The organism is Arthrobacter sp. AK01 (genome assembly GCF_021109375.1).
Taxonomy (GTDB): Bacteria; Actinomycetota; Actinomycetes; order Actinomycetales; family Micrococcaceae; genus Arthrobacter.
Genome location: NZ_JAJOHP010000017.1, coordinates 50,720 through 70,663, shown reverse-complemented (window position 1 = coordinate 70,663; position 19,944 = coordinate 50,720). Strand labels below are relative to the sequence as shown.

Here is a 19,944-nt window from a genome sequence, read left to right as displayed (position 1 = left end):
GTTTCGTGACCCACGATCCGGAGCTACATGCATCCTTCGTCGCCCGGGACTCCACTTCGTTCTGAACCACTCTCCGCCTGTACTGTTTGGCTGGTGGAGAAGGCATCTGTGGAGCAGACACCCAAGATTCATCTTGGCTGGGTGGCCGTCCTTGCTTTGAGCGGGTTGCTTATAACCGCGCTGGCCTTTGGCGGACGCTTCGTCCCCGGCATTGGCGAGGATGATCTGGCAGTGTGGCAGTCCATCCTGACCAACTTCGGTGTGGGTTTGCTATCAGCGGCTGTTTTGCTGCTGTTCGAGCCAAAATTCCGGAAAGTCGTGACAGACACCGTGAACACAGCAACTGCGGGAGTGAAAGACGAAGTCAGAGAAGCATTTCAAGCCGACATAGATGAACGGTTGGCCCCGCTTGCAGAGCGAATAGCTTCGCTCTATAAGGCCAAATTGGCCGACCAGGAAGCCTTGGTCACAGATCTGGCCGACAATTTCACCTATGAACGGGTCACGCAGACACTTCGAGAAGCCGATGCCATGGCCGCGCTTCATGCGAAATCTCTCAGGGTCCAGGCAGAAGACGTCCCTGGGAAACTCCACATCAGCTTGCAGCTCAGGTCTTTCTACAGCGCCGATGCGTGGCTCAATGGCCAGCCCAAACGGGGGGCACAACCGGAAGAGGAGCTTGTCCTTTCTGCTTATACGAACGGCGGAAACGACGCCTCGGTAACTTGGGAGCCAGACGAGGACTTCGCCACCGTTGCTTTTGACCTGGCGGAAGAACTTGCCAGCCAAGGCGCGCGGGGACTCAAGCAGCAAATCATTTGGGACCCTGTCCTGGCGCGCTTTGAGAAAAACTTCAAGGTAGCCCTCGAATCCAGTCACGGGGGTGATGGAGTTCTAGGGATTGACGGCGCTGTGGTGGAAGTAGCCGGATCGGACTCGGCTCCGTGGTACCTCACAAATAAAGGGCTCTACTATCCGAACCAAAGCTGGTCGCTGCCCGCCAAGTCCTTCGTCACAGCCCATAGAGGATACGGCCACGAAAGCCGGACCTTCCCAGATGTGGAGAAGCCTTCGTGGGCCGACCCAGCGGAGTGGAACTACATGGTCTCCCGAGCGAGATCCCACTTCGACATCTTCTGACGACAAAGCAAGGTCGTTTTCAGTGCCGGTACTGTTTCTTCGTGAACACTTTCAATGTCCAGCCACGGCCACGGGTACTTTTCGAGGATGTCCCCGACGAGCAAAAAGATGAACTCGTTCGACTGGTTCCCACCGCCAAGTTCATTCTTGAAGGCCAAGCTGTACATGAATCCGAGTACGACATCTTGGTTACGTTCGCTGAAGACGCTAGTAAGCGTGCAGAACATCTCCATGTCCTATCCCTTGGGGCCAAGGTAGCAAAGGCAAACCAGGCTTACGACTTTCAGGGAACTAGCTGGACTCTGGCACAAGAGGTGACAATCAGCACCGGTGTTTCCTCAGCTGTTGCTGCGCTGCTCAGATCAACCGTGATTCCTCACATCCCAGAGGGCGAAAAATACTGTTGGAACTTAACCCACATTGATCGTGACAGTCATACGTGGGAAATAAAGCACTTCGATGACTTGGCCGGCTATTGCTCTCCCGTACTCCATCTTGGCACCGAAAAATTCGTCTACGCTTTCAGTAACCGGCGTCTCGGAGATAGTGGCGGCCTGCAACTGGCATTACCAGGAATCGCCCAGAGGCCCGCAGAGTGGTTGCGGATCTTCCTCGATCTGGTGGCTGACATCGATCCCGATAGTGTGCCACCTGACGTTGAGTGGAAGACCAGCCAACGGTGGTCACCTCCAGAAGTCAGCGGGTTTGCCCATGAACTACAAGCGCTGAGTGACGAACGTGAACAGGCTCTGTCTGAACTCCACGACCGGGAAGAAGCGTTGAACGCCCAGCTGAAACTTGCTGCCCAGAAGGCAGAGGTAGGGCCTGGGAGGCTACTAACGGCCGACGGCGACGAACTTACAGCAGCAGTCCTCAGTTCGCTCACTGATCTCGGATTCCACGTGCAGGACATGGATGATCACCACGATGAGAAGACTGGGGCCAAGCTGGAAGACCTTCGCGTCGATGACCCATCCGCCCAGGAGTGGCACTGCTTGGCTGAAGTGAAGGGCTATACGAAAGGGGCAAAGGTCAACGACGTTTCCCAAATCACCGGCCGCCCTGTAGCTGCCTACACAAAGGAAACCGGTGATTTCCCGTCAACCGTATGGCACATCGTGAATGCCTGGCGGGGAAAACCACCCTCTACCCGGGACATTGCCATACCCAATGATGATGATTTGAAACCGTTGACCGATGCAGCTGGAGCTCTTGTGGATACCCGGGACCTGTTCGAGGCATGGCGCGATGTCCAGGCCGGGAAGATCGACGCTGACGCCGTGCGAGCATCGCTGCGCTCCGCCCGCACCCGGTGGATCTACCAACAGCCGCACAGTGCAAATTAGGCCGGTCCGGCCGACCAGTCGGACATGCGTCTCCGCCAGGGAAAAAGTACGTCCCCTTGGCTGGTTATGATTCGGCATGAGCGTTTGCCAGCTTGCCCACCAGAAAATCGAATGCCCTGTGCCCAACGCGGAGGATCGTTGGCTCGAAACCTTCAACGCTGTCGCCCGACTCGAAGAGCAGTACCACGACCCACGCTCCTTTCGGTACAACTTGAACGCATTCTTGGCCTCGATAAGCTCAATCCGAGAGATAATCCAGAAGGAGCTTGAGCAACGCGGTGACGTCCAACGCTGGAACGCGGAGAGAAAACCATTCACGAATGACCCTTGGCTAAGGGCGCTGGCCCGTGCCCGTAACGTAACTCTCCATCAGCAAGCAATCTTCGATGGGAGTTTCGTGCAGATCGGTCTCTACAGGGGGCGCCGTCACAAGTTATCAGTGGCAACAAAGGTTCCGCATGACGTCCCCAGTGCAAACCTCCTGAAACTGTGGACGCACAGCGAAGCCGGGCGGATGCTCCTTGATGATGAACACTCCGCTATTGGCGAGCAGTACGGCGTGTGGAGGAAGTATCACATCAAGGAAATCAGCGAGTCCGAAGACGTTCTCACCATGGCAAGACGGGGCGTCATACGTAGCCACGACATGATGGCAGTTGCTCATCGGCTTTACGGTATCGATACGGGCTACATCGCAGACGATCCCTACATCAGCGACGGCGCACTTGCCGTAGTAACAATCCTCCTGGAGAGCGACCTTGATCCAACCTTGCCTTCGAAATGGGGTTGGGTCTAGCCCCCACAACAATTTGTTCAGGAAGCACCCTGCCACTCTCGCCAACCTAGAGGTTGTTGGAAAGGTGCCTGCGTTTGACCGTGAACGAACGGCGGGTTTACGGCATCCAGGTCCCCACGGGCTACGACCAGTCACTCTGCTCCGTGAAGGGAAGAAACTTAACCTAGGTTGTGTTTTGGTACCAATAGTGGAACCATAGTGTTCATGGGGGGAGTTAAAAAAATTGAAGACAAGATCCGGGAATCAGCGCAGAACGTGAGTTTCTCAGACCTCGTGAAGATCTGTGAACATTACTTCGGCGATGCCCGGACCACAGGCGGAAGCCACACCGTCTTCAAGACCCCATGGCAAGGCGACCCCCGAATCAATATTCAAGACAAGAACGGCAAGGCAAAGCCGTATCAAGTCAAGCAAGTTATAGAAGCTATCGATAAATTTAAGGAACAAGGCGATGCCAAGTCCTAATAACGCCTCAATTGCTGCCCGCTACCGCTACTCAGTCACCTGGTCTCCAGAAGACGAGGAGTTCGTCGCTACTGTAGCCGAGTTTCCTTCCCTGTCTTGGTTAGCTGAAGACCAGGTAGAAGCATTGCTCGGATTAGACCGACTTCTTCAAGAGGTTGTTTCCGATATGCAGGCGAACGGTGAAGATGTACCGCTACCCTTCGCGGACCGCAACTACAGCGGCAACCTCCGAGTCCGCATCACCCCGGATAAGCACCGCCGCTTGGCAGTATCGGCCCAGGAACAGGGCGTATCTCTAAACCGCTATGTCAACGACCTTCTGTCGGCTTAGAGTCGCAGGGAAAGCTGACGATAGGCTGCAGCATGCAGCTGCCTCTCATTTGAGACAAACGGACCACAATAAAGGAAGGTACTGCGCACCTTTGGGCGCAGTACCTTCCTTTATTCTGTAACAGGCCAACGGCCGAGCGCTAGGTTCCGATCTGCGCGGAGTATCGCTCACGTCCCGACGACGTGGCAAGCAAAACCAAAAAGAGGACCACCCCTATGGGGAGATCCTCTTTGTGCCCTGTGTCAGGCGTGGGCGGGAGGACGAGCCTCCTGGGCTTCCTCTGGCTTAACGGAGACTTTTCGGTCGATCCGCTTGTGAACCTTGATTAGCTCTTCCATGGCTTTCTCGCGTTCACGGTTCAGTTCACGCTGGACGCGCACGAGCTCCTCTGCGTCCTGTGCTTTTACCCATTGTTCGACAGCTTGTCGCAAGAGATCTGCAACCGATTCGCCCGTGACCTTACCCCTGGCCGTCAAGTAGTCACTTATTTCCTGCGGAAGCCGTGTAGTTGCTACAGGCATGGCCGCACACCCCTCTTCCTTGTTTTTCGGGCACAACACATCGCCTGAGACCTGTCGATGCGTTACGTATCTAGGTGTATCGCATATTCCGACGAATCACCACTACTGCAATACGGTGTTATATAAATGTAACCTCTTTTAAGTTCCCATGGGCGGGCTAGTACCCATAGCGTTGAAAATGGAGAAGAAGGGAGTCAGGCCCATGGAGCGACCCGCCCACTCGCCGTCCAAGAGCCCACTCGACGATAGGGATCTGGAAATCTACGTGCTAAAGGTCGAAGACGTTCTGACGATGATCCACCACGCGATGGTGGCAAGGAGCACTGAAACGGCTAGCAATGACGAGGCCGCAAAAGTAGACGCCCCAGTCATATAGGTGTCGAGTCCCGAGGGTCCAGGCGGAAGCCGGGGCCCTCTTTTTTGCGCCCTATCCCGGATTGGCGCCCAGTCCTGAGCGGAGCCCCTTCGCCAGATGGTCGCAATGGTCTGGCCGCCGCGCGACGCCTCGCGCTTTCCCGGCTGGCATTGCACCTTCCCGGGAGTTGTGGAGCCAATTCTATCGCGACAGCGTATTGACGAATCGGCCGATTCAAGAATACGGTGATTCTACCGCTCCACTCCGAGCGGCGCGGGAATCACCTGAACGGGTGATAGGACCCGGCGCTACTCAAATGAGGGAATCTCCATGAAAACGCTCAGAATCACCAAGATCACCCCCGTCATCACCATGGTGGTGATGTTGTTAGCAATGCTTGTATCCCTGCTTGTTCCGATAGGTCAGGCAGAAGCATCACCGGCGAAGGCTGACTGCTATGCGGCAAGTTGCACGGGGCTCGATCCCAGCAAGACTAAGTGCGCAGATGATGCCTACACAGGTGCCAGCAAGGAACTAGAAGGCGGGATACTCGAACTACGGTACTCCCCGTCCTGCAAGTCGAATTGGGCCCGCTACACCCAGTACGGGCAGGAAAGCATCGGTACGTGGGCTAGAGAGCTATTTGGAAAAATGGCCCGGACCGCAAGCAAAGCTTGGATTTGGATCCCAGGTCAGGCACCGGTGGGCAGTATCAATAACTCAGTGACAGGTACATATGGATCATTCGGCCCGGGCGATACCACCTGGACAGCAATGATCGACGGAACAACGAAGGTATGCACCAGCGTGGCTATAGTGTACTCAACCCCAAGCGCCGGAGGCTCGACCTCCGATCGCATCGAGGAGAACTACGACGGAAAGTGCGGGTAAGTACCCGACTGTGGCCCATTCAGTACCCAGCAATCGAGGCCCTGCGCACCATTGGTGGGCAGGGCCTCCTGTTGTCTATTCCTACTCTGGGAGGAACTGCAAGCCGTGCAAGCCGCCCTCCTTGGCCCGGGCTGAGGAGCGGACAAGATCTTTCATCCAAGACTTGCTGCCCCAAGGTTTGGAGAGGCGCAAAGGTCGTGCGGAATCCCAGGCTTCGCCGCGTAACAAGCGGATGATCTGGCCGGCTACCTCGGACGCTTGGCCCTGGCGAAGACTGCACCAACTGGTTTCCAAGACGCCGCCTGGGGCAGTCCTGATGGCGTGAACAACTGGATGAATATTGCCCTGGGCGTCCGTTGCGAACAGCCAAGCAAGAACGTCCACGCCATCGCCGATGTGAACGGCTGTGTCATGCCAAACAAGGAACGACTGTGCTGGAGCCAAGGGTCGGAGGTTTTCGTCGCCAACCGCCGTGGACAATTGGCTGACTGGGAGAAAGTACGGTTTGGCTGAGGACAGCATGTCGCCGAGGATGACGAGCTGCATCAGAATGCCTTGCGCAGAACGGTCCCCGCGGTTCGCCCGGGAATAGGTAGCACCTTCGGTAAGAGGAAGGTTGTGCTGAAGCAGCAGCTGAGCCCGGAGCGCCGGGAAGTGACGTTTTTCCAGATCTGCAATTGGGGACGGCAAATCGCCGGTGACCCCAACGACATCCAGGTCATGGTTGATCTTCGTGATCAGCCGCTCGCAAACGGTCAACCGCACGTCGTCCGGCTGGGCTTGGGAACTCAAGTTGTTCCGGCCCAAAACAACCGGCGCCTGACTCTGCAGCAGTTGGGAGATATCTGTCTCCATCCGGTCGTCGTCGATACCCAAAAGGGACTCCACAGACGATGACACCCGGCCCACCCGGTGAATATCGGAATCCTCGAACCCTGCCTCCGGGCCGAGCACGGTCTCGTCTGAGACAACCGTGTCCCCAACTATTTCTGTAATTTTCAGATTGAAGCCGGGGGTTTGCTCTGCCCCTCGGCGAAATCCCTCGACCATGATGTCGTGGTTCTGCTGCTCGGCTCGTTGCAGCGCTTCAAAGGCCAGACTAGTGATTGGTTCCGTAAGGTCCAGCCAGATCCCCATCTTCCCGTCCGGATCCTCGCCGCCTTGGCCTACTGCATCCAAGGCTGCTGCAGCGCCGGTCTCCCACTCCGCAGGTGAATGTGCGCCTGCGGCAGCATCAATGCGGCCGAGGAGCACTGCGCCGATGATTTTCTCCGCCTCCGGATCCTGCGGAGCTAGCAGGACGGCGCGCGCCGCGAGTACAAGCTCGAGCCGGGTACCGATGTCCTGCCGAATCACGTTCTCTATCGTCATGCCGTTTTCCAGGGATTTTGGAGCCTCCACCATCATTTTGTGCAGCTTTCTTGCTACGGAGATGAAGTGATTGGCCGTCTCGAATTTTTCGCTCATGTTTTGTCTCCCGGACTCATCTGGTGCGTTTACTGATGTCGATATTGCCGCTCTATGGGCTCCAGCCAGCTGGTGGGGCCACTGTCGCCAGTCGTGGTGTGTAGTCGTTGGCCCGGTCAAGGAAGGCGTGCCGTCGCTGGCAGTCTTTGAAGGGGCCCTGGCCCGAGAACAGCACGCGGGTGTGAGGGTCCCAATGCTGCACCCACCAAGCTGACAGGGTGTTTTCCTGGACGGCCTGCTTGTAGGCCTCATGGAGGGCCATGAGCCTTGCCACTGCTTCGGGATGCTGCCACCATTCGGGGCACCAGTGACGGTCGGATGCTTCGTTGGGCACCGATTCAATGTCGTGGACCAGCATCTCGACCCACATCACAAACTGCTCGACCAGTTCTGTTTCGTCCGGTTCTTGCTGCTCGGGTGCATCCGCGTCGCGGTCGGTCATACCTCTACCCTCCTGACAATCTCTCCGGCTGCCGTCTTATCCGCGCGGATCTGCTCGGCATCCTTCCGTTCCCACCACGGGGTGAGCTTCACTTTCGCGGGTTTGACGTTGCTGTAATGCATGAATGCTTCGCCCACAGGGAGCTGCTGGATGTCGTGGGCGCGGATCACTGGGCGTTCTTCCTCGCTGGTGGTTCTTGATGATCCTCCCTTGCCCTGCGATGTAGAAACGCGCTGACGCTTGGTGACGCCGGCGGCTTTGGCGATCTTCTCCAGTTCGTCCAGCTCCTCCAGGCCGGGCAGGAACATACGGATGGAAGAGGTGCCGCGGATGGCTGTCGCGGCCTCGTTGCCCCAGCGTTGCCGGTTCTGCGCGAAGGACTGGCTGAACCCGATGACGCGGATTCCACGGCCGCCGGAATCGGACAGGGCGCCGGCCATGTCCGGCAATGCTGCGACGTTGGGTGCTTCGTCCAGGACCATGGTGAAGACGGGCCAGAGCCGCCCGCCGGGCTTGCTTTGGGAGATTCGCTGGGCTTTGCGGAACATGAAGTCAGCGAACATGGCCACCAGTGGGGCAATGGGTGAGCGTTCTCCGTCTGTCAGCAGGTAGACGGTGTTTGGCTTGGCCAGGAAGCGGTTCATGTCGAAGCCTTCACCCTCTGCAGGGCTGAGCATCTGCATGGCCGTTGGTGAAGACAGCGGCTCCAACAGTCCGGCGAGGGTCTCCTGAATGGAGTCCACTGTTTCGCCCGCACGGGAAGTGGTCAAAGCCCGAAGACGGGCCGAGAATGCCTCCGGTGCGCCGTGGTCGATGAGGATTTCCAGAGGTTCTTTGTCCGCGAAGTTGTTGGACCACCGCACGACGTCTTCAATGCCGCGGCCGCCCAGAGCTGCCGCGTGCAGGAACCTTCCCAACACTGCCGCTGCCTTGGAATTGAAGAAGTCGCCGTTCTTGACGTTCCCCATCGGCTGGGCACCTGCCCAGGCTTTGGCACGGGCCAGCGCTTCATCAGGATCCTCACACCCGGCAATAACGTTCCAACGAACCTTGTTCGGCCAACCGGAAATGTCCTGAAGGTCAAAGACCTCCACCTGCCCGCGGCGTTGCCGTGCGACGGCCGTCAACATCAGCACATCATTCTTCGTCGACGTCGTGACCACCGGCCCCGGAGCGTCCAGGATGATGCCCACCGCCAGGAAGAGCGACTTACCGGAGCGCTGCGGGGCGAAGACCCACATGGAATCCTCGTGCTGCACATACAGCGTTTGGCCGTCCAGCTTGCACAGCGCAACGATCATTTCATCTTCGGTTGCGTCCTCTGGAAGTTCCAGAGCCTGCCGGGCCTTGGCCAGCGCTGCCTTCTTACCCATCCGTGGTTCAAGATCCTTGTACCTGGGCAAACCGTCGTCCTTCGGTTTTCTGCCACCGAGCACGATGGTGATGAAAGCAATTCCCAGGAAAGCAAGAATAGCGAGCACGATCAGTATCCATGTCGCGGCTCCTGGCCAAGCGAAGGTGCCTTCCTTGAACCGCGCCACCAACTCCGTGAAGTTGGTCCATGGCATTCCCGTCGGTGTCAGGAATTCACCAAGGAACGCGGAGACCCAGGCGAGGCCCGCCAGCACGACAACGAAGCCAGCGAGGCCCAGCTTTAGCAGGGTGTCTGTTGACGTTTGCTTGCTCATGCCGGGATAACCTCCATGGCTTCGTCGGTGATGGATTCTTCGGTGAACGCGATGGTGGAGGTGGACTTCATGGCACCGTCCGTGTCGGTGAGCTCGACTTCGAGGGGGCTGCGGACGTGGATGGCTTCGAAGGGATCGTATTGGTCGATCTTGAACAGGCAGGTGCCTTTGACCAGTTTGGTGATCACTTCGGCCGTCCCAACCGGGAGGGTGAACATCTCTTCGCAGGCCAGCGCGTCGGCGCTCTTTTGCTGCTTGTACAGCAGAACCGTGCCGCATTCCTTGAGCATGGAGATCGCCGGGCTGTCTGCCGGGATGTCGGAGATGTGGTGGAACGCGAACTGGCACGACAGGGACAGTGCACGCGAGAGTTTGGTGTTGCGGCGGGTCACCGTGGCCACTGACCCTTGCACGGTGTGCCAAGCCTCTTCAATCAGCAGCACCGTCGGGACTGCTTCTTCCTGACGGTAGAGGGTGTTCGCCAGCCAGGTGTTGATGATCGTCATGACGATCGGCAGCGCCGGACCGTCTTCCGGGAGGAGCGACACGTCGAAGACCGTCAGGCCGGCGTTGAGCTGGATATCCGAGCTGGTTTCCCCGTCGATCAGACCGGCCAGGTCGTCCTCGATCATGCGTTCCAGCTCGAAGGCCGGATCCTGACCCCACTCGCGCAGCTCTTCTACGGTCAGGTTCGTGGCCTTCGCGGCGGCCTCATTGGGCGCGTAGAGGGCTTTGAGGACGTGCCCGATGTGCGCGACTTCCCCCGCTTTCTTGGCATCCGTCAACGCCTGCCGGTGCGCCATCCGGACGGCCTTGCCTTCCTTGGGCGTCATCGGCCGGCGGAGGGCTTCTTCCATCACGGCACGGACCAGCATGGACTGACCGGCCGGGGTGCGGAACGCTTCGGCGCTGTCGTGGCTTTCCTCGTTCAGACGGGCAGCGATACGGGGATCGAGAATGTTGATCCGGGATCCGCCACCACCGATGCTGAACCTGACCGGAGCAACGCCGAGCTTCCGCGCAAGCGGGGTGTACTCGCCGCCGCCGACGTCTTTCTGGTACTTCTTATCGATCACCACGACACGGCGGCCGAGGATCAGCTGACGCAGCACACCCCAGGTCTTCATGGCCGAGGACTTCCCCTGGCCGAGGTCACCGATGTAGCAGACGTTCGGGGATTCGAGGGTGTCACCGTAGGCGGTGAACGGGTCATGGACGATCATCCAGCCGGACCCGGCGTCTACGCCGAACACCAGGCCGCGGTGCGACGTCGGCGGGGAGGCAATCGCCATATGGGAAAACTCCATCTGCCGGGTTGAGGACGCAATGCCCGGCGCTGCCGGGTCATAGAACCCCAGCTTCGACGCGAACGCCCACTGACGTTCGTGGTGCCACCGGGTTTTGGCGTTCGCTTTGGCCTCGGCCAGCTCCCGCTCTTTGGCTTCCTTCTTCTCGGCCTTCTGCACAGCCTTCTTGGTCAGCGGCTTCTTGCGGCGCAAACCTTCGGCCGCAGTATCAGCTTCAGATGCTTCCAGCTCCAGCTTTCCGGCGCGGGCCTGGGACCTGAGGGTCCGCTTGGATTTGGAGGCCAGGGCCCAAGGCAGGCTGAAACGCTTGACATCGTTCGTGGTGCTCATCGGATTCCCCTCGTGAACGGCATGGTGGCGATCAGGGCAAGGTCGTTGCGGTGGTCCAACCAGTCAATGAACTCGATACCGGCATCGGAGGCAGCTGCCTCAACAACGTCGGTGGTGGACAGGATCTCGTTCGCGTCCTCCACAGCGAAAGAGATATACAGCCCGTAAGCCGCGCCGTGATGGCCGGAGCCGGGCTTCAGGTCCAGGAGGCGCTGGGTGGAGGCGCCCATCAACACTTCTTCGGTGCCGTCGGTGACGACACCGGACTTGGCTACCTCGTTGCCCTTTGCCCTGTCCATCGCGGCATCGGAGCGTGCCTTGGACCGGGCGCTGCGGGCGTCTTCGAGCTCCATGACCATGGACACCGAGTGCACCACGGCGGGCTGGATGCCGCTGATGATCGCTTCCAGCGCTTCCACTGGGATGGGGGCCGGGCTGAAGGCTGAGGCCGGCACGTAGCCGGTACGGATGTGCCAGTGATCATTGACCACCAGCGAGATGGGAGAGGCTGCGCCGTCCAGGTGCTGCCAGCAGTCCATCAGGTCCGCGCCATCGTAGTCGTCAATGTCGAAGTCCGGGTCCTGCAGGTGACGCAAAAGCGCGGCCATGGCTTGGGGACCAAGCGGCCGGGAGTTGGTGATCGAACCCATCATGGACGCCTGGGCCATGGCGGAGCGGATTTCCTGATAGATCGACTGCCCGATCCCTTCATCTCCGCCGCCGAACGCTTCGGCACGGCGGAAGAGCGCAGCTGAGCTGGGGATCCGGAACGTCTCATAGGTCCGGTGCTGTTCCGAGCGGGAACGCGTTGTCTCGCACAGGTCTCCGTAGGACTCCAACAGGATCCGCGGAACGTTCTGCGCGACCCGGTTCTTGACCCAGATCAGGTGGTCGGCCGAATCCATCGGCACCGCACGCGCCAAGGTCTGGATATGCGACACCAGCGATTGACGACGGGCCAAACGGGCGAGGTACTGGCCACGGGCAACGTGACCGGATTCCTTCCGGTATTCCTCACGGATGCCCGAGGACGAACCCATGACCTCCATCGTGGCCGTGTAGTACGGCTTCTTGACCTTGCCTTGGTGCCGGAAGATGACCAACGGCCCTTCCGGGGTGTCGATGGCAAAGTGGCGGACCGTGCCCACCATCAACGGCGCGTTGTCCTTGTGCCGGATCGGGACTTCGATCATGCCCTTCTCGTCGGCACGTTCCCGGTCCTTCTTCCCTGCCTTGACCATCCGCGTCTGCGGACGGTCCTTGACGGGAACGTAGACCAGGGACTTGTTCTTGGCCCGGACCTTCTTGTGCCGGAGTTCAACGAAGATGGCACCCAGCGAGCGGTGGCCGGAGAACTTGTTGGGCGTCGTCAGGACCACGCCTGCCAGGACCAGCACAGCTGCGCTGATCAGGGCCACGACGCTGCTGCCGCCTGCCAGAACGATCAACAGACCGCCGCCGATAGCGACTGACAGGCCAACCCACTCCGGGGGTGTCCGGTTTCCGCCGAACAGGCCACGGCTTTGGACCTCGCCCCCGACAACAACCATTCTTCCCATGACTACCTACCCCTGCTTCTGCTTCTCTTACCGGCCACTGATGTGGTCGGTATCCGGCGCCATCGTTCGTGCCGAGCGTTGGCCCCGCATGGAGGCCTGCCGGGCCGCTTCCCTGCCTGCCAGCAGGAACGCGGTCGCGCCACCGGCAGCGACCTTTGCCGAACCCCGGCCCACCGCACCGGCCCCGGTCTTCAGCGCTTGTGCTGCTTTGGCCCCGCCGGTTCCGGCACGGTCGGCTTTCTGCAGCTCCCCGATCGTGCGGGTCTCCGGCCGCTCCTGGCCGCCCTGACCGGTGGAGGTGCCTTGTGCGGTGGGGATCCTCGATGCTGCACTGCGGCGACCCGAGATCCCGGATCCTTGGGAACCAAGCCCTGAGCCTGAGCTGCCCTGACCCTCCGAAGGCGTTGCCGGGCCCGACAAACCGTTAGACCCTGGACCGCCACCGGAAGTGATCCCACCCCGGGCACCGTGGGGACCGGACTGAACCTGAGCGGTTCGCTTCTGCCGGATCCCGGAAGAGATCGCCGCCCCTGCCCCGGCGACCATGGCCGCCCCGGCAACTGACTGACGTCCCTGCCCCAAGCTGGTCGAGGACGAAGGGAGGATGGGCACGTACTTGTAAAGCATCGGCAGAGCAAAGGCCAGCAGGCACATCGCGGCCGCTGCCAGGAACACGGACGTGGCGTTGACCATGCCATCGTCCACGCCCTGACCGCTGAAGGCCGGGCGCGTGGAAATGTAGCTGAACACCGCTCCCATGATCAGCAACAGCAACGGTTTCGAAAGCGAGATGCCGATCCACAACGAACCGACCTTGCCCACTCGTTCGCGGTACTTCGGGTGGATCATGAACCCCACCATCAACGCGATGCCCAGGCCAAGCAGATACAGGGCCAACGGCTGCAGGGCCAGCAAGCCCAGCATCGCCCATGCTGCGATGAACAGCAGCCCGAACAACAACACCGCCGCCAACGGGCCGAAAGCTCCGTTGGATTCATAGGAAGCGAACCGGGAAATGGCGACTCCGAAATCCGTCACCCTGCTGGAGGTCCAGAACGATATGCCCTCGGTAGCCTGCGTCAACCAGCCGTTGATCACATAACCCAACGGCGGGCCGAACAACACCAGGATTATCGACAACGGTCCGTACCAGAACAGGGCATCCCTGGCGGAATCCAGATCAATGTCCTCGTTCGAGACGTCTTTCCAGAGCTTGAAATACATCAACGCCATGACAATAATGCCGATACCCGCGAACGTAGCCCACGTGGCCCGGAACCCGTCATCAACCTGGAACGAAGAGACCTTCAAAAGGTTGTTCAACACCTCGTTGGTCGTCTTCACGCCCTCGGCCTTGACCGTGTTCGCGAACTTCTCAAACCCATCCTTTGCGTTCGCGATGAACGCCACCGTATCCACGGTGCCCAACACCACCTGACCACCAGGCATCGCGGAAATGACCGTGCGCGCCACCGCCCCAGCAATTGGGGAGAACTTCTTCCAAAGGGACTCAGCAGAACATGCCGTTAGGGCAGCGCCGGAGACCTTGGCGGCAGCCAAGCCTGCACAGTAGCTGACCATGCCCGATTCGGGTTTGTAATCCAAGGCCTTTTCGGGGGTGGTGAGAAACGTTCCGAATGCTTTAGCGGAGATCGTCTCGCAATCCCCCAAGCCCAAGGCAAGACTGAGGGCAGGGTTTGCGCAGACCCCTTTGGCCAGCTCTTGGTTAAGGCGATCCCGTATGCCGTTTCGCTGGTCTTCCGGGAGGCCGGCTAGGCGCTTCAATTGGTCGGCGTTCAAATTCTCCGACTTGCTCACCTCATCAGCGGCCTGCGCCGGGCCGGCAGTCACGACCCCAAACCCAAGGAACATTGCCAGTAACACCGCGACGAGACGGATCGTCCTGCTAGCGCTTAGCGTTCGCATATTCGATCCACCCCTCCCTGCTCTTGCCCTCGAAGAGGGTGTTAATCAGGGAATCGGTAAGTGTCGGTACTGTCGCTGTGGAGGCGTCTCCCACTGCGCCGCCTGGGCCCTTATCCTTTACGCGGCCACCGAAATCTCGGTCTTGCCCGGCAACCAGGAGATCAGAGATCTTCCAATCGCCTGCCCATGTAAGTTCCATGGAAACCGTGTCAAAGGATGCTAGGGGATCCCCCGCTGTTTGAGCGCTCACCGATCCAATGAAAACTTGAACTACGGAGGTCTTCTTCTCGTCACAACTCACCAGACGGTACATGCCTCCCGCTTCGACGTCCGTGCGGTCATACCATCCGCCGTCGAACCCGAGGGACGATGCTTCATTACTGGCAGTCAAAAGATCCCCTACAGCAGTAGCTTCTTGCAGCCAAGACCCCGGTACTGAGACATCGGCCAGGGCTGCCTTCTGAGTAGTCCAGGTCTTTCTATTCACATCGCGGATAAGCCGGACATAGTTGCTCGCCGCTTGTGCGGCGGAGTCGCAGGTGCCGTTGTATCCGGCGGGTGTTTTGCCGTCGCTGGCGGTTTTGGTCCCGCCTTCGCCGATCTTGATCCCGGAGACGGGGAATCCGAACTTCCCGGACGCCTGCAGGGAGCTGGGGCCATCCTGCTTGGCTGCCGGGGCTGGCGGGTTCAGCAGGACGACGGCAATGGCGATGACCAGGATCACCGTCCCTACCGCTGCTAGTAGCTTCCAGTGTTTCCGCATGGGCTAGACCTCCACCGAAGTACTCTGCACGGAGATGGCAGCTGCAGGAGCGGTCGGAGCTGGTGGGGCAGGGTTGCTTGCGGAGCTGGCGATCGCGAGGATAGCGCCGAGGATGACACTTGCCCCGGCTGCAGCGCCGAAGGCGACACCGGTCTTCTTGGCCCCTGCCGCGCCTTCTTCAATGTCGTCGGAGTGGCCGCGGTTGCGGGCGACGCCCCACTTCATGAGGTTCCACAGGAAAGCGCCGGCGAGGAGGACCAGCACGAGAGCCCAGAGCGCGCCCAGGACAAGCTGGACGGCTCCTTCGAATTTCACGCCGAGGACGCTGATGCTGGGAGTGACGCCGTCCAGCGGGTTGTCGATCATGGGCACGGCGGACCGAATAATGATTTCGTTGCTGATGGTGCTGAACATGTTTCTGCTGCTCCTTAGAGGGTGGTGGTTTTGGTGGACGTGGCGCGGTCAATGGCCAAGAGGCCTTCAGCGATTTCCGCTGAGGCACGTTCGAAGGCCCGGCGGGCCGGGTCACCAACGAGCTGCCAGTCGATGATCGAGCCGGTATCCAACGCCCCGTCATACGGGATGTCGATCAGGACCCGCACAGCGGAGGCAAGGTTCTCGCGAAGCTCCGCCTGCTCTGCCGCGGAAACCTTCGCCCCGCCACCCTGGGTGACCAGCACGACGGCGTTGCTCACCAGGTCCTTGTAGTGCGGGTTGCCGGTGCGCTCGGACATGGACTCGAGCTGTTCAATCATCCGCAGGGCGGAGACGACAGCGTTGCGCTTGAGCGTCGTGGGGATCACGAGCTGGTCGGTGACCTCGATCGAGGCAAGCCAGTTCGCAGAGCGGGTGTTGTTCCCGGTGTCCACGATGATGGTGTCGTAGAAACGGCTGACCACCGTGTGGATGCGGTTGAACTCGTCGGCACCAATGGATTTCATGCGGTCCGCGTCCTCGTCCGCGACCAGGACGGAGAACTGGTTGTTGCCCTGATGGCGGGTGTAGTAGGACAGCTCGCCCTTGCGAGCGGTGACGGTCTCGAAGGACTCCAGGACGTTCAACAGATCCCAGACCGTCCGGGTGGAGTCGTTCGCGTTGGTCCGGACGCCGGCGGTGCCCATCATCTCGTTGTTGTCCCACACCAGCGTCTGCTGGCCGGAGTGGATCCCGAACGTGGAACCCAAGCCGACGCTGCACATCGTTTTGCCCACCCCGCCCAGGGGCTGGGCGACCGTGATCTGCATCGGGCGGGAGTACACGCGCTGGATCGCGGACAGATCCGCCCGGCGTGCCAGCTCGGCCGTGCCAACCTTGGGGCTGATCAGACCGAAGCTGACTGCCCGCAGGAAGGCCTGCCAGCCGGTGGCCGGTGGCAGTTGGTCGTTCACGTTCTCCTTGCGCAGGACAGCTGCGCTGCGGCGGCCACTGACCAACGGTGCTTCGCGGTGATCCACCACCACCGTCTCCGCCTTCGGTTCGGTCGCTGCTGCTTCGGCATCCGGTACGGCGTGGATGATCGTGGCCGGATCCGTTGCGATTGCTTCGGGTTCGGTGTCGGTCAGACTGATGGGTGCGCGGCTCTTCCGTTCGCTCCCTTGCCAGTTCGTGCTCATCGGATGGTTCCTCTCGCTCGTTTCAGGTTCTGTCTTTGGGTTCATGAGGTCGGGTCTTGGGGGGATATGGCTGTTACCAGCCAGGGTTGCTGCTGTCCGGACCGGTGCAGGAGCATCTTCCAGCGGCCCGCGTCAGTGGAGAACGTTGCGGTGACCGTCAGCGGGTTGCCGGCGTCCCTGCTGATCGCTGGTCCGTCCGTGATCTTGCGGATGGGCACCCGGGCCGGGTCGATGTACTTCGCATCTTCGGCGTACTCAGGTGCAAGATGCGGGGCGAGGTCAGCGAACCAGGTTGTTTCCGGAACATCGGGACGGGCGAACAAGCCCATGACCTTGGCCGCGGTGTCCTTGACTGCTTTCTCCGCTGCGGCATCCCAGGTCACCTCCGGGACGCCGTAATGCTCATCGGTGCCGTGGTCGTGGCCGTCCTCGGCATGATGGCTTTCCTGCCCTGCCTGTCCCGTATTCACCGTGGGGGTCGAATCGGTCGCCGGTTCGGTGCCCGCGTTTCCGGCACAGGCACTCAGGGAGAGCGCGGCGGCCAGGGCGGCTGTGAGTGCGAGGTGCTTGCGCATCAGAGAATGCCTTTCTCTTTCATGATCGGAGTCGGGTCGATGGTGGGATTGATCGGGACCATGGGGTTGGGAAGGGCGCCGGCGAAGAACTCCATGTGGAGGTGGCGGCCGGTGACGTTGCCCGTTGCTCCCTCAGTACCAAGGGGGGTTCCGGCGGCCACGGTGTCACCTTCTTTGACCTTCACCGACCCGGCTTCCATGTGGTACATGCCGATCGTGAGCTTTCCGTCCACGGTCTGGCCGGTCACGCCGGTGCCGAAAAGGCCGTCCATGTTGCGGACCTTGACGATCTTCATATCCGTCAGGGCCACGATGGTTCCCGGCCCGCCAGGGTGAACGAGGTCGATCCCGTAGTGGAAGTTGGCCAGCACTCCCCCGGCAGTGCCTGGCGGGGCAGGACGGGAACCGTAACCGCTGCTGTTGATCGCCCCTTCCATGGGTTTGACCCACTTACCGGCCAAATCTCCGACAACCTGGTTGCCTTCAGCCGGGCACACACCGGACGGGTCCACTGCCGCGCCGGACTCCCCACCCAAGGCCTTGAAGACTTCCGTGGCCTGTGCGCGGAACTTTGTGTAGTGGTTCGGATCCGCGTTCCGCTGCGTCCGGTGGATGGCGATGGTCGGCTCCATGGTTTCCCAACCCTGGACGCGCTGAAGGGCCTTGAAAAAGTTCGTCGCCGAAATGGTGGGATCCATCCGGTCCGCATACGATCCCCACGCGCCGTTGGCACGCTGCTGGAACAAGCCACGCGAGTCCGGCCCGGCTCCGTCACCGTAGTCGATGACGCGCAGTGTGGACTCACCGATCGCCGCCTGTATTCCGATCAGCTGCGCCGCGACCGGCAGCTTCAGGGACTTGGCCGCGTTCATGATTGCTTGGGCGTTCTTCATCTGCGCGGCATCAAACCCAGCCACTCCCCCGGCAGGGGCAGGACCAGCAGCCGCACCGGCAGGGGCAGCACACGATGATGCCGCCTGTGCAGGATCGCTCTCGTCCAGGACAACAGTCACCAAGCCAACCGTCAGCAGGGCAACGATCGAGGCGCCGGTAAGGACTTTGCGGGCGGTCATCGCTTCACCACCGGACGTTGCTTGCGGACCCAGGAATCGGCCATCCATAGAGTCCCAGCAGCCTCCACGGTAAGAACAACTTCGGGGTGACGGATCCTCAGGACCAAACCGGGACGGCCATCGTTGTAGACTGCCGCGGCCTTGTGGCGGGTCAGCAGTCCTGTGTCTATCAAGGCGTCCAAGACCTCGGGTAGTTCCTCTTCGAGCCCTGTGCGGCGGGCAAGCTCAGCAGCGTACGTCACGCACGCTGCGCGGCCTTCAATAAACTCACGCTCATCCATCAGGCCCACGAGTTCAGCCAGGACCCGCCTTTGATATGCAGGGACGTCCAGGTCGCCGATCCAAGACCGGAAACTCTCGCGTCCGGCCTCGGCGCGGGTACGCAGAGACGCGCTCATCAGCCACTCCGTGCCAAACGGCAGCAAACTCTTCAAAACCTGTCCCTCCCCACTGGGCATCATTTCCACAGCTACCAGACCCGGGTGACAAAAATAGCCCACCCGTCTAGATAGTCCAGACGTTGGACCAACGCGTATTGTCCACGGAATTCCGCGAAAGTGCTTGTCACACGACCCCTTGTGGAGCAGATCACTCCCGTTTCAGTAAGAGCTTTTGCCCTTACATCGTCATATCACATTGTATGGCATATCATCGTGAGTGCACAGTTAGTAGACAATAGAGAGGTGCCGAAATATGTCCCACTCGCGATTCCAGGCCTCACGGAGGAGTCCTTGAGCATGCTCGGAGTCAATGCGCTCCGAACATCGATCCTCAGATACCTCGCTCAACACCCCGAGGGAGCCACTTCCGGCGTGATTGGACGCGATCTCGACGTCGACTACCGGACCGTCTGGAGATACCTCAAGGAAATTGAGACGCAGGGCGGCGTCACCTCGGAACAGGCGGAAGGAAAAGGGCAATCAGACCGCTGGCGGGTCTACAAACTCAATATCGACGCGCGAGAAGAAGCCATCCAGACCTACCTGGAGTTTCTGCGGGGAAAGTAGACCGCCATATCGCACTTAACGGCACAACATGAAGCATTTGGCGTGTCGCTACGCAAACGAAGGACACATACATAGTTAAGTGGGTTTCATGGCAGCTCGCAGACTACCCCGAGGCACACGGCTCAACCCTGTACGTCTTGGGTGGGCGATCGAAGAAGAGCGCAAGGAATTAATCGACAACCTGGCCGACAGGGCAGGAGTCTCCAGCGCAGTGATTCTCGAAGCGATCATTGACCACGTCCGGAAGGACATACCCGACGGCGGTCTTCCTCCATGGATGCTAGGAAACCAAGGAGTGCTGCCTTTGCCGCAAGCGTCTTAAATTACGAAGGCCCGCACTAGGCGGGCC

General features: G+C 60.0%; 22 protein-coding genes. 9 read left to right on the top strand and 13 right to left on the bottom strand.

The window, feature by feature from the left end; genetic code table 11:
* Nucleotides 1-93 precede the first annotated feature (93 nt).
* From LN996_RS08220 to LN996_RS08200, 5 genes are all read left to right on the top strand, one after another.
* A complete protein-coding gene (locus LN996_RS08220) occupies nt 94-1,140 on the top strand; it encodes a hypothetical protein (protein WP_231339921.1) in 1,047 nt (348 codons plus the stop codon).
* A gap of 41 nt (nt 1,141-1,181) precedes the next feature.
* Nucleotides 1,182-2,486: a hypothetical protein gene (locus LN996_RS08215; RefSeq protein ID WP_231339920.1), complete on the top strand. Its 1,305-nt coding sequence runs from the start codon at nt 1,182-1,184 to the stop codon at nt 2,484-2,486.
* 76 nt (nt 2,487-2,562) lie between these two features.
* Nucleotides 2,563-3,282 (top strand): hypothetical protein, encoded by a 720-nt coding sequence (locus LN996_RS08210; protein WP_231339919.1) that lies wholly within the window; start codon nt 2,563-2,565, stop codon nt 3,280-3,282.
* Between the two features lie 204 nt (nt 3,283-3,486).
* Nucleotides 3,487-3,747, top strand: coding sequence for a toxin HicA (locus tag LN996_RS08205; protein ID WP_231339918.1), 261 nt, complete (start codon nt 3,487-3,489; stop codon nt 3,745-3,747).
* Entirely contained in the window at nt 3,734-4,078 is a 345-nt protein-coding gene (locus LN996_RS08200) for a type II toxin-antitoxin system HicB family antitoxin (protein WP_231339917.1), read from the top strand. Before LN996_RS08205 ends, LN996_RS08200 begins: the two co-directional genes overlap by 14 nt.
* Before the next feature lie 242 nt (nt 4,079-4,320).
* On the opposite strand, the gene LN996_RS08195 is transcribed toward LN996_RS08200, so the two are convergent.
* Nucleotides 4,321-4,599: a hypothetical protein gene (locus tag LN996_RS08195; protein ID WP_231339916.1), complete on the bottom strand. Its 279-nt coding sequence runs from the start codon at nt 4,597-4,599 to the stop codon at nt 4,321-4,323.
* A 178-nt stretch (nt 4,600-4,777) separates the two neighbouring features.
* On the opposite strand from LN996_RS08195, the gene LN996_RS08190 reads away from it, so the two are divergent.
* Nucleotides 4,778-4,975 carry a hypothetical protein gene (locus LN996_RS08190; protein WP_231339915.1) on the top strand — a complete coding sequence of 66 codons (198 nt, stop codon included), beginning with the start codon at nt 4,778-4,780 and terminating at the stop codon, nt 4,973-4,975.
* Between the two features lie 309 nt (nt 4,976-5,284).
* Nucleotides 5,285-5,845 carry a DUF2690 domain-containing protein gene (locus LN996_RS08185; protein WP_231339914.1) on the top strand — a complete coding sequence of 187 codons (561 nt, stop codon included), beginning with the start codon at nt 5,285-5,287 and terminating at the stop codon, nt 5,843-5,845.
* A gap of 81 nt (nt 5,846-5,926) precedes the next feature.
* Here LN996_RS08185 and LN996_RS08180 read toward each other — a convergent pair whose 3' ends face one another.
* The 12 genes from LN996_RS08180 to LN996_RS08125 are packed head-to-tail and all read right to left on the bottom strand — an operon-like array spanning nt 5,927 to nt 18,986.
* Entirely contained in the window at nt 5,927-7,312 is a 1,386-nt protein-coding gene (locus LN996_RS08180; RefSeq protein ID WP_231339913.1) for a hypothetical protein, read from the bottom strand.
* A gap of 52 nt (nt 7,313-7,364) precedes the next feature.
* Nucleotides 7,365-7,754, bottom strand: a complete 390-nt coding sequence (locus LN996_RS08175; RefSeq protein WP_231339912.1) for a DUF4913 domain-containing protein — start codon at nt 7,752-7,754, stop codon at nt 7,365-7,367.
* Nucleotides 7,751-9,442, bottom strand: coding sequence for a type IV secretory system conjugative DNA transfer family protein (locus tag LN996_RS08170; RefSeq protein ID WP_231339911.1), 1,692 nt, complete (start codon nt 9,440-9,442; stop codon nt 7,751-7,753). The genes LN996_RS08175 and LN996_RS08170 overlap by 4 nt, the downstream gene beginning before the upstream one ends.
* Nucleotides 9,439-11,079, bottom strand: a complete 1,641-nt coding sequence (locus LN996_RS08165; protein ID WP_231339910.1) for an ATP-binding protein — start codon at nt 11,077-11,079, stop codon at nt 9,439-9,441. The genes LN996_RS08170 and LN996_RS08165 overlap by 4 nt, the downstream gene beginning before the upstream one ends.
* Nucleotides 11,076-12,629, bottom strand: coding sequence for a hypothetical protein (locus tag LN996_RS08160; protein ID WP_231339909.1), 1,554 nt, complete (start codon nt 12,627-12,629; stop codon nt 11,076-11,078). The genes LN996_RS08165 and LN996_RS08160 overlap by 4 nt, the downstream gene beginning before the upstream one ends.
* A 36-nt stretch (nt 12,630-12,665) precedes the next feature.
* On the bottom strand, nt 12,666-14,489 hold the full coding sequence (locus LN996_RS08155) for a hypothetical protein (protein ID WP_231339908.1): 1,824 nt from the start codon (nt 14,487-14,489) through the stop codon (nt 12,666-12,668).
* 55 nt (nt 14,490-14,544) lie between these two features.
* A complete protein-coding gene (locus tag LN996_RS08150) occupies nt 14,545-15,327 on the bottom strand; it encodes a hypothetical protein (protein ID WP_231339907.1) in 783 nt (260 codons plus the stop codon).
* A 3-nt stretch (nt 15,328-15,330) separates the two neighbouring features.
* Entirely contained in the window at nt 15,331-15,741 is a 411-nt protein-coding gene (locus tag LN996_RS08145) for a hypothetical protein (RefSeq protein WP_231339906.1), read from the bottom strand.
* Nucleotides 15,742-15,755: 14 nt separating this feature from the next.
* Entirely contained in the window at nt 15,756-16,940 is a 1,185-nt protein-coding gene (locus LN996_RS08140; protein WP_231339905.1) for a ParA family protein, read from the bottom strand.
* 41 nt (nt 16,941-16,981) lie between these two features.
* Nucleotides 16,982-17,515 (bottom strand): hypothetical protein, encoded by a 534-nt coding sequence (locus LN996_RS08135; RefSeq protein ID WP_231339904.1) that lies wholly within the window; start codon nt 17,513-17,515, stop codon nt 16,982-16,984.
* Nucleotides 17,515-18,588 (bottom strand): M23 family metallopeptidase, encoded by a 1,074-nt coding sequence (locus tag LN996_RS08130; protein WP_231339903.1) that lies wholly within the window; start codon nt 18,586-18,588, stop codon nt 17,515-17,517. The genes LN996_RS08135 and LN996_RS08130 overlap by 1 nt, the downstream gene beginning before the upstream one ends.
* Nucleotides 18,585-18,986 carry a hypothetical protein gene (locus LN996_RS08125; RefSeq protein ID WP_231339902.1) on the bottom strand — a complete coding sequence of 134 codons (402 nt, stop codon included), beginning with the start codon at nt 18,984-18,986 and terminating at the stop codon, nt 18,585-18,587. Before LN996_RS08125 ends, LN996_RS08130 begins: the two co-directional genes overlap by 4 nt.
* A gap of 285 nt (nt 18,987-19,271) precedes the next feature.
* Here LN996_RS08125 and LN996_RS08120 point away from each other — a divergent pair, with 285 nt between their 5' ends.
* Complete coding sequence (locus tag LN996_RS08120) at nt 19,272-19,595, top strand: HTH domain-containing protein (protein WP_231339901.1); 324 nt, start codon at nt 19,272-19,274, stop codon at nt 19,593-19,595.
* Nucleotides 19,596-19,683: 88 nt separating this feature from the next.
* Nucleotides 19,684-19,917, top strand: coding sequence for a hypothetical protein (locus LN996_RS08115; protein ID WP_166842959.1), 234 nt, complete (start codon nt 19,684-19,686; stop codon nt 19,915-19,917).
* Nucleotides 19,918-19,944 lie beyond the last annotated feature (27 nt).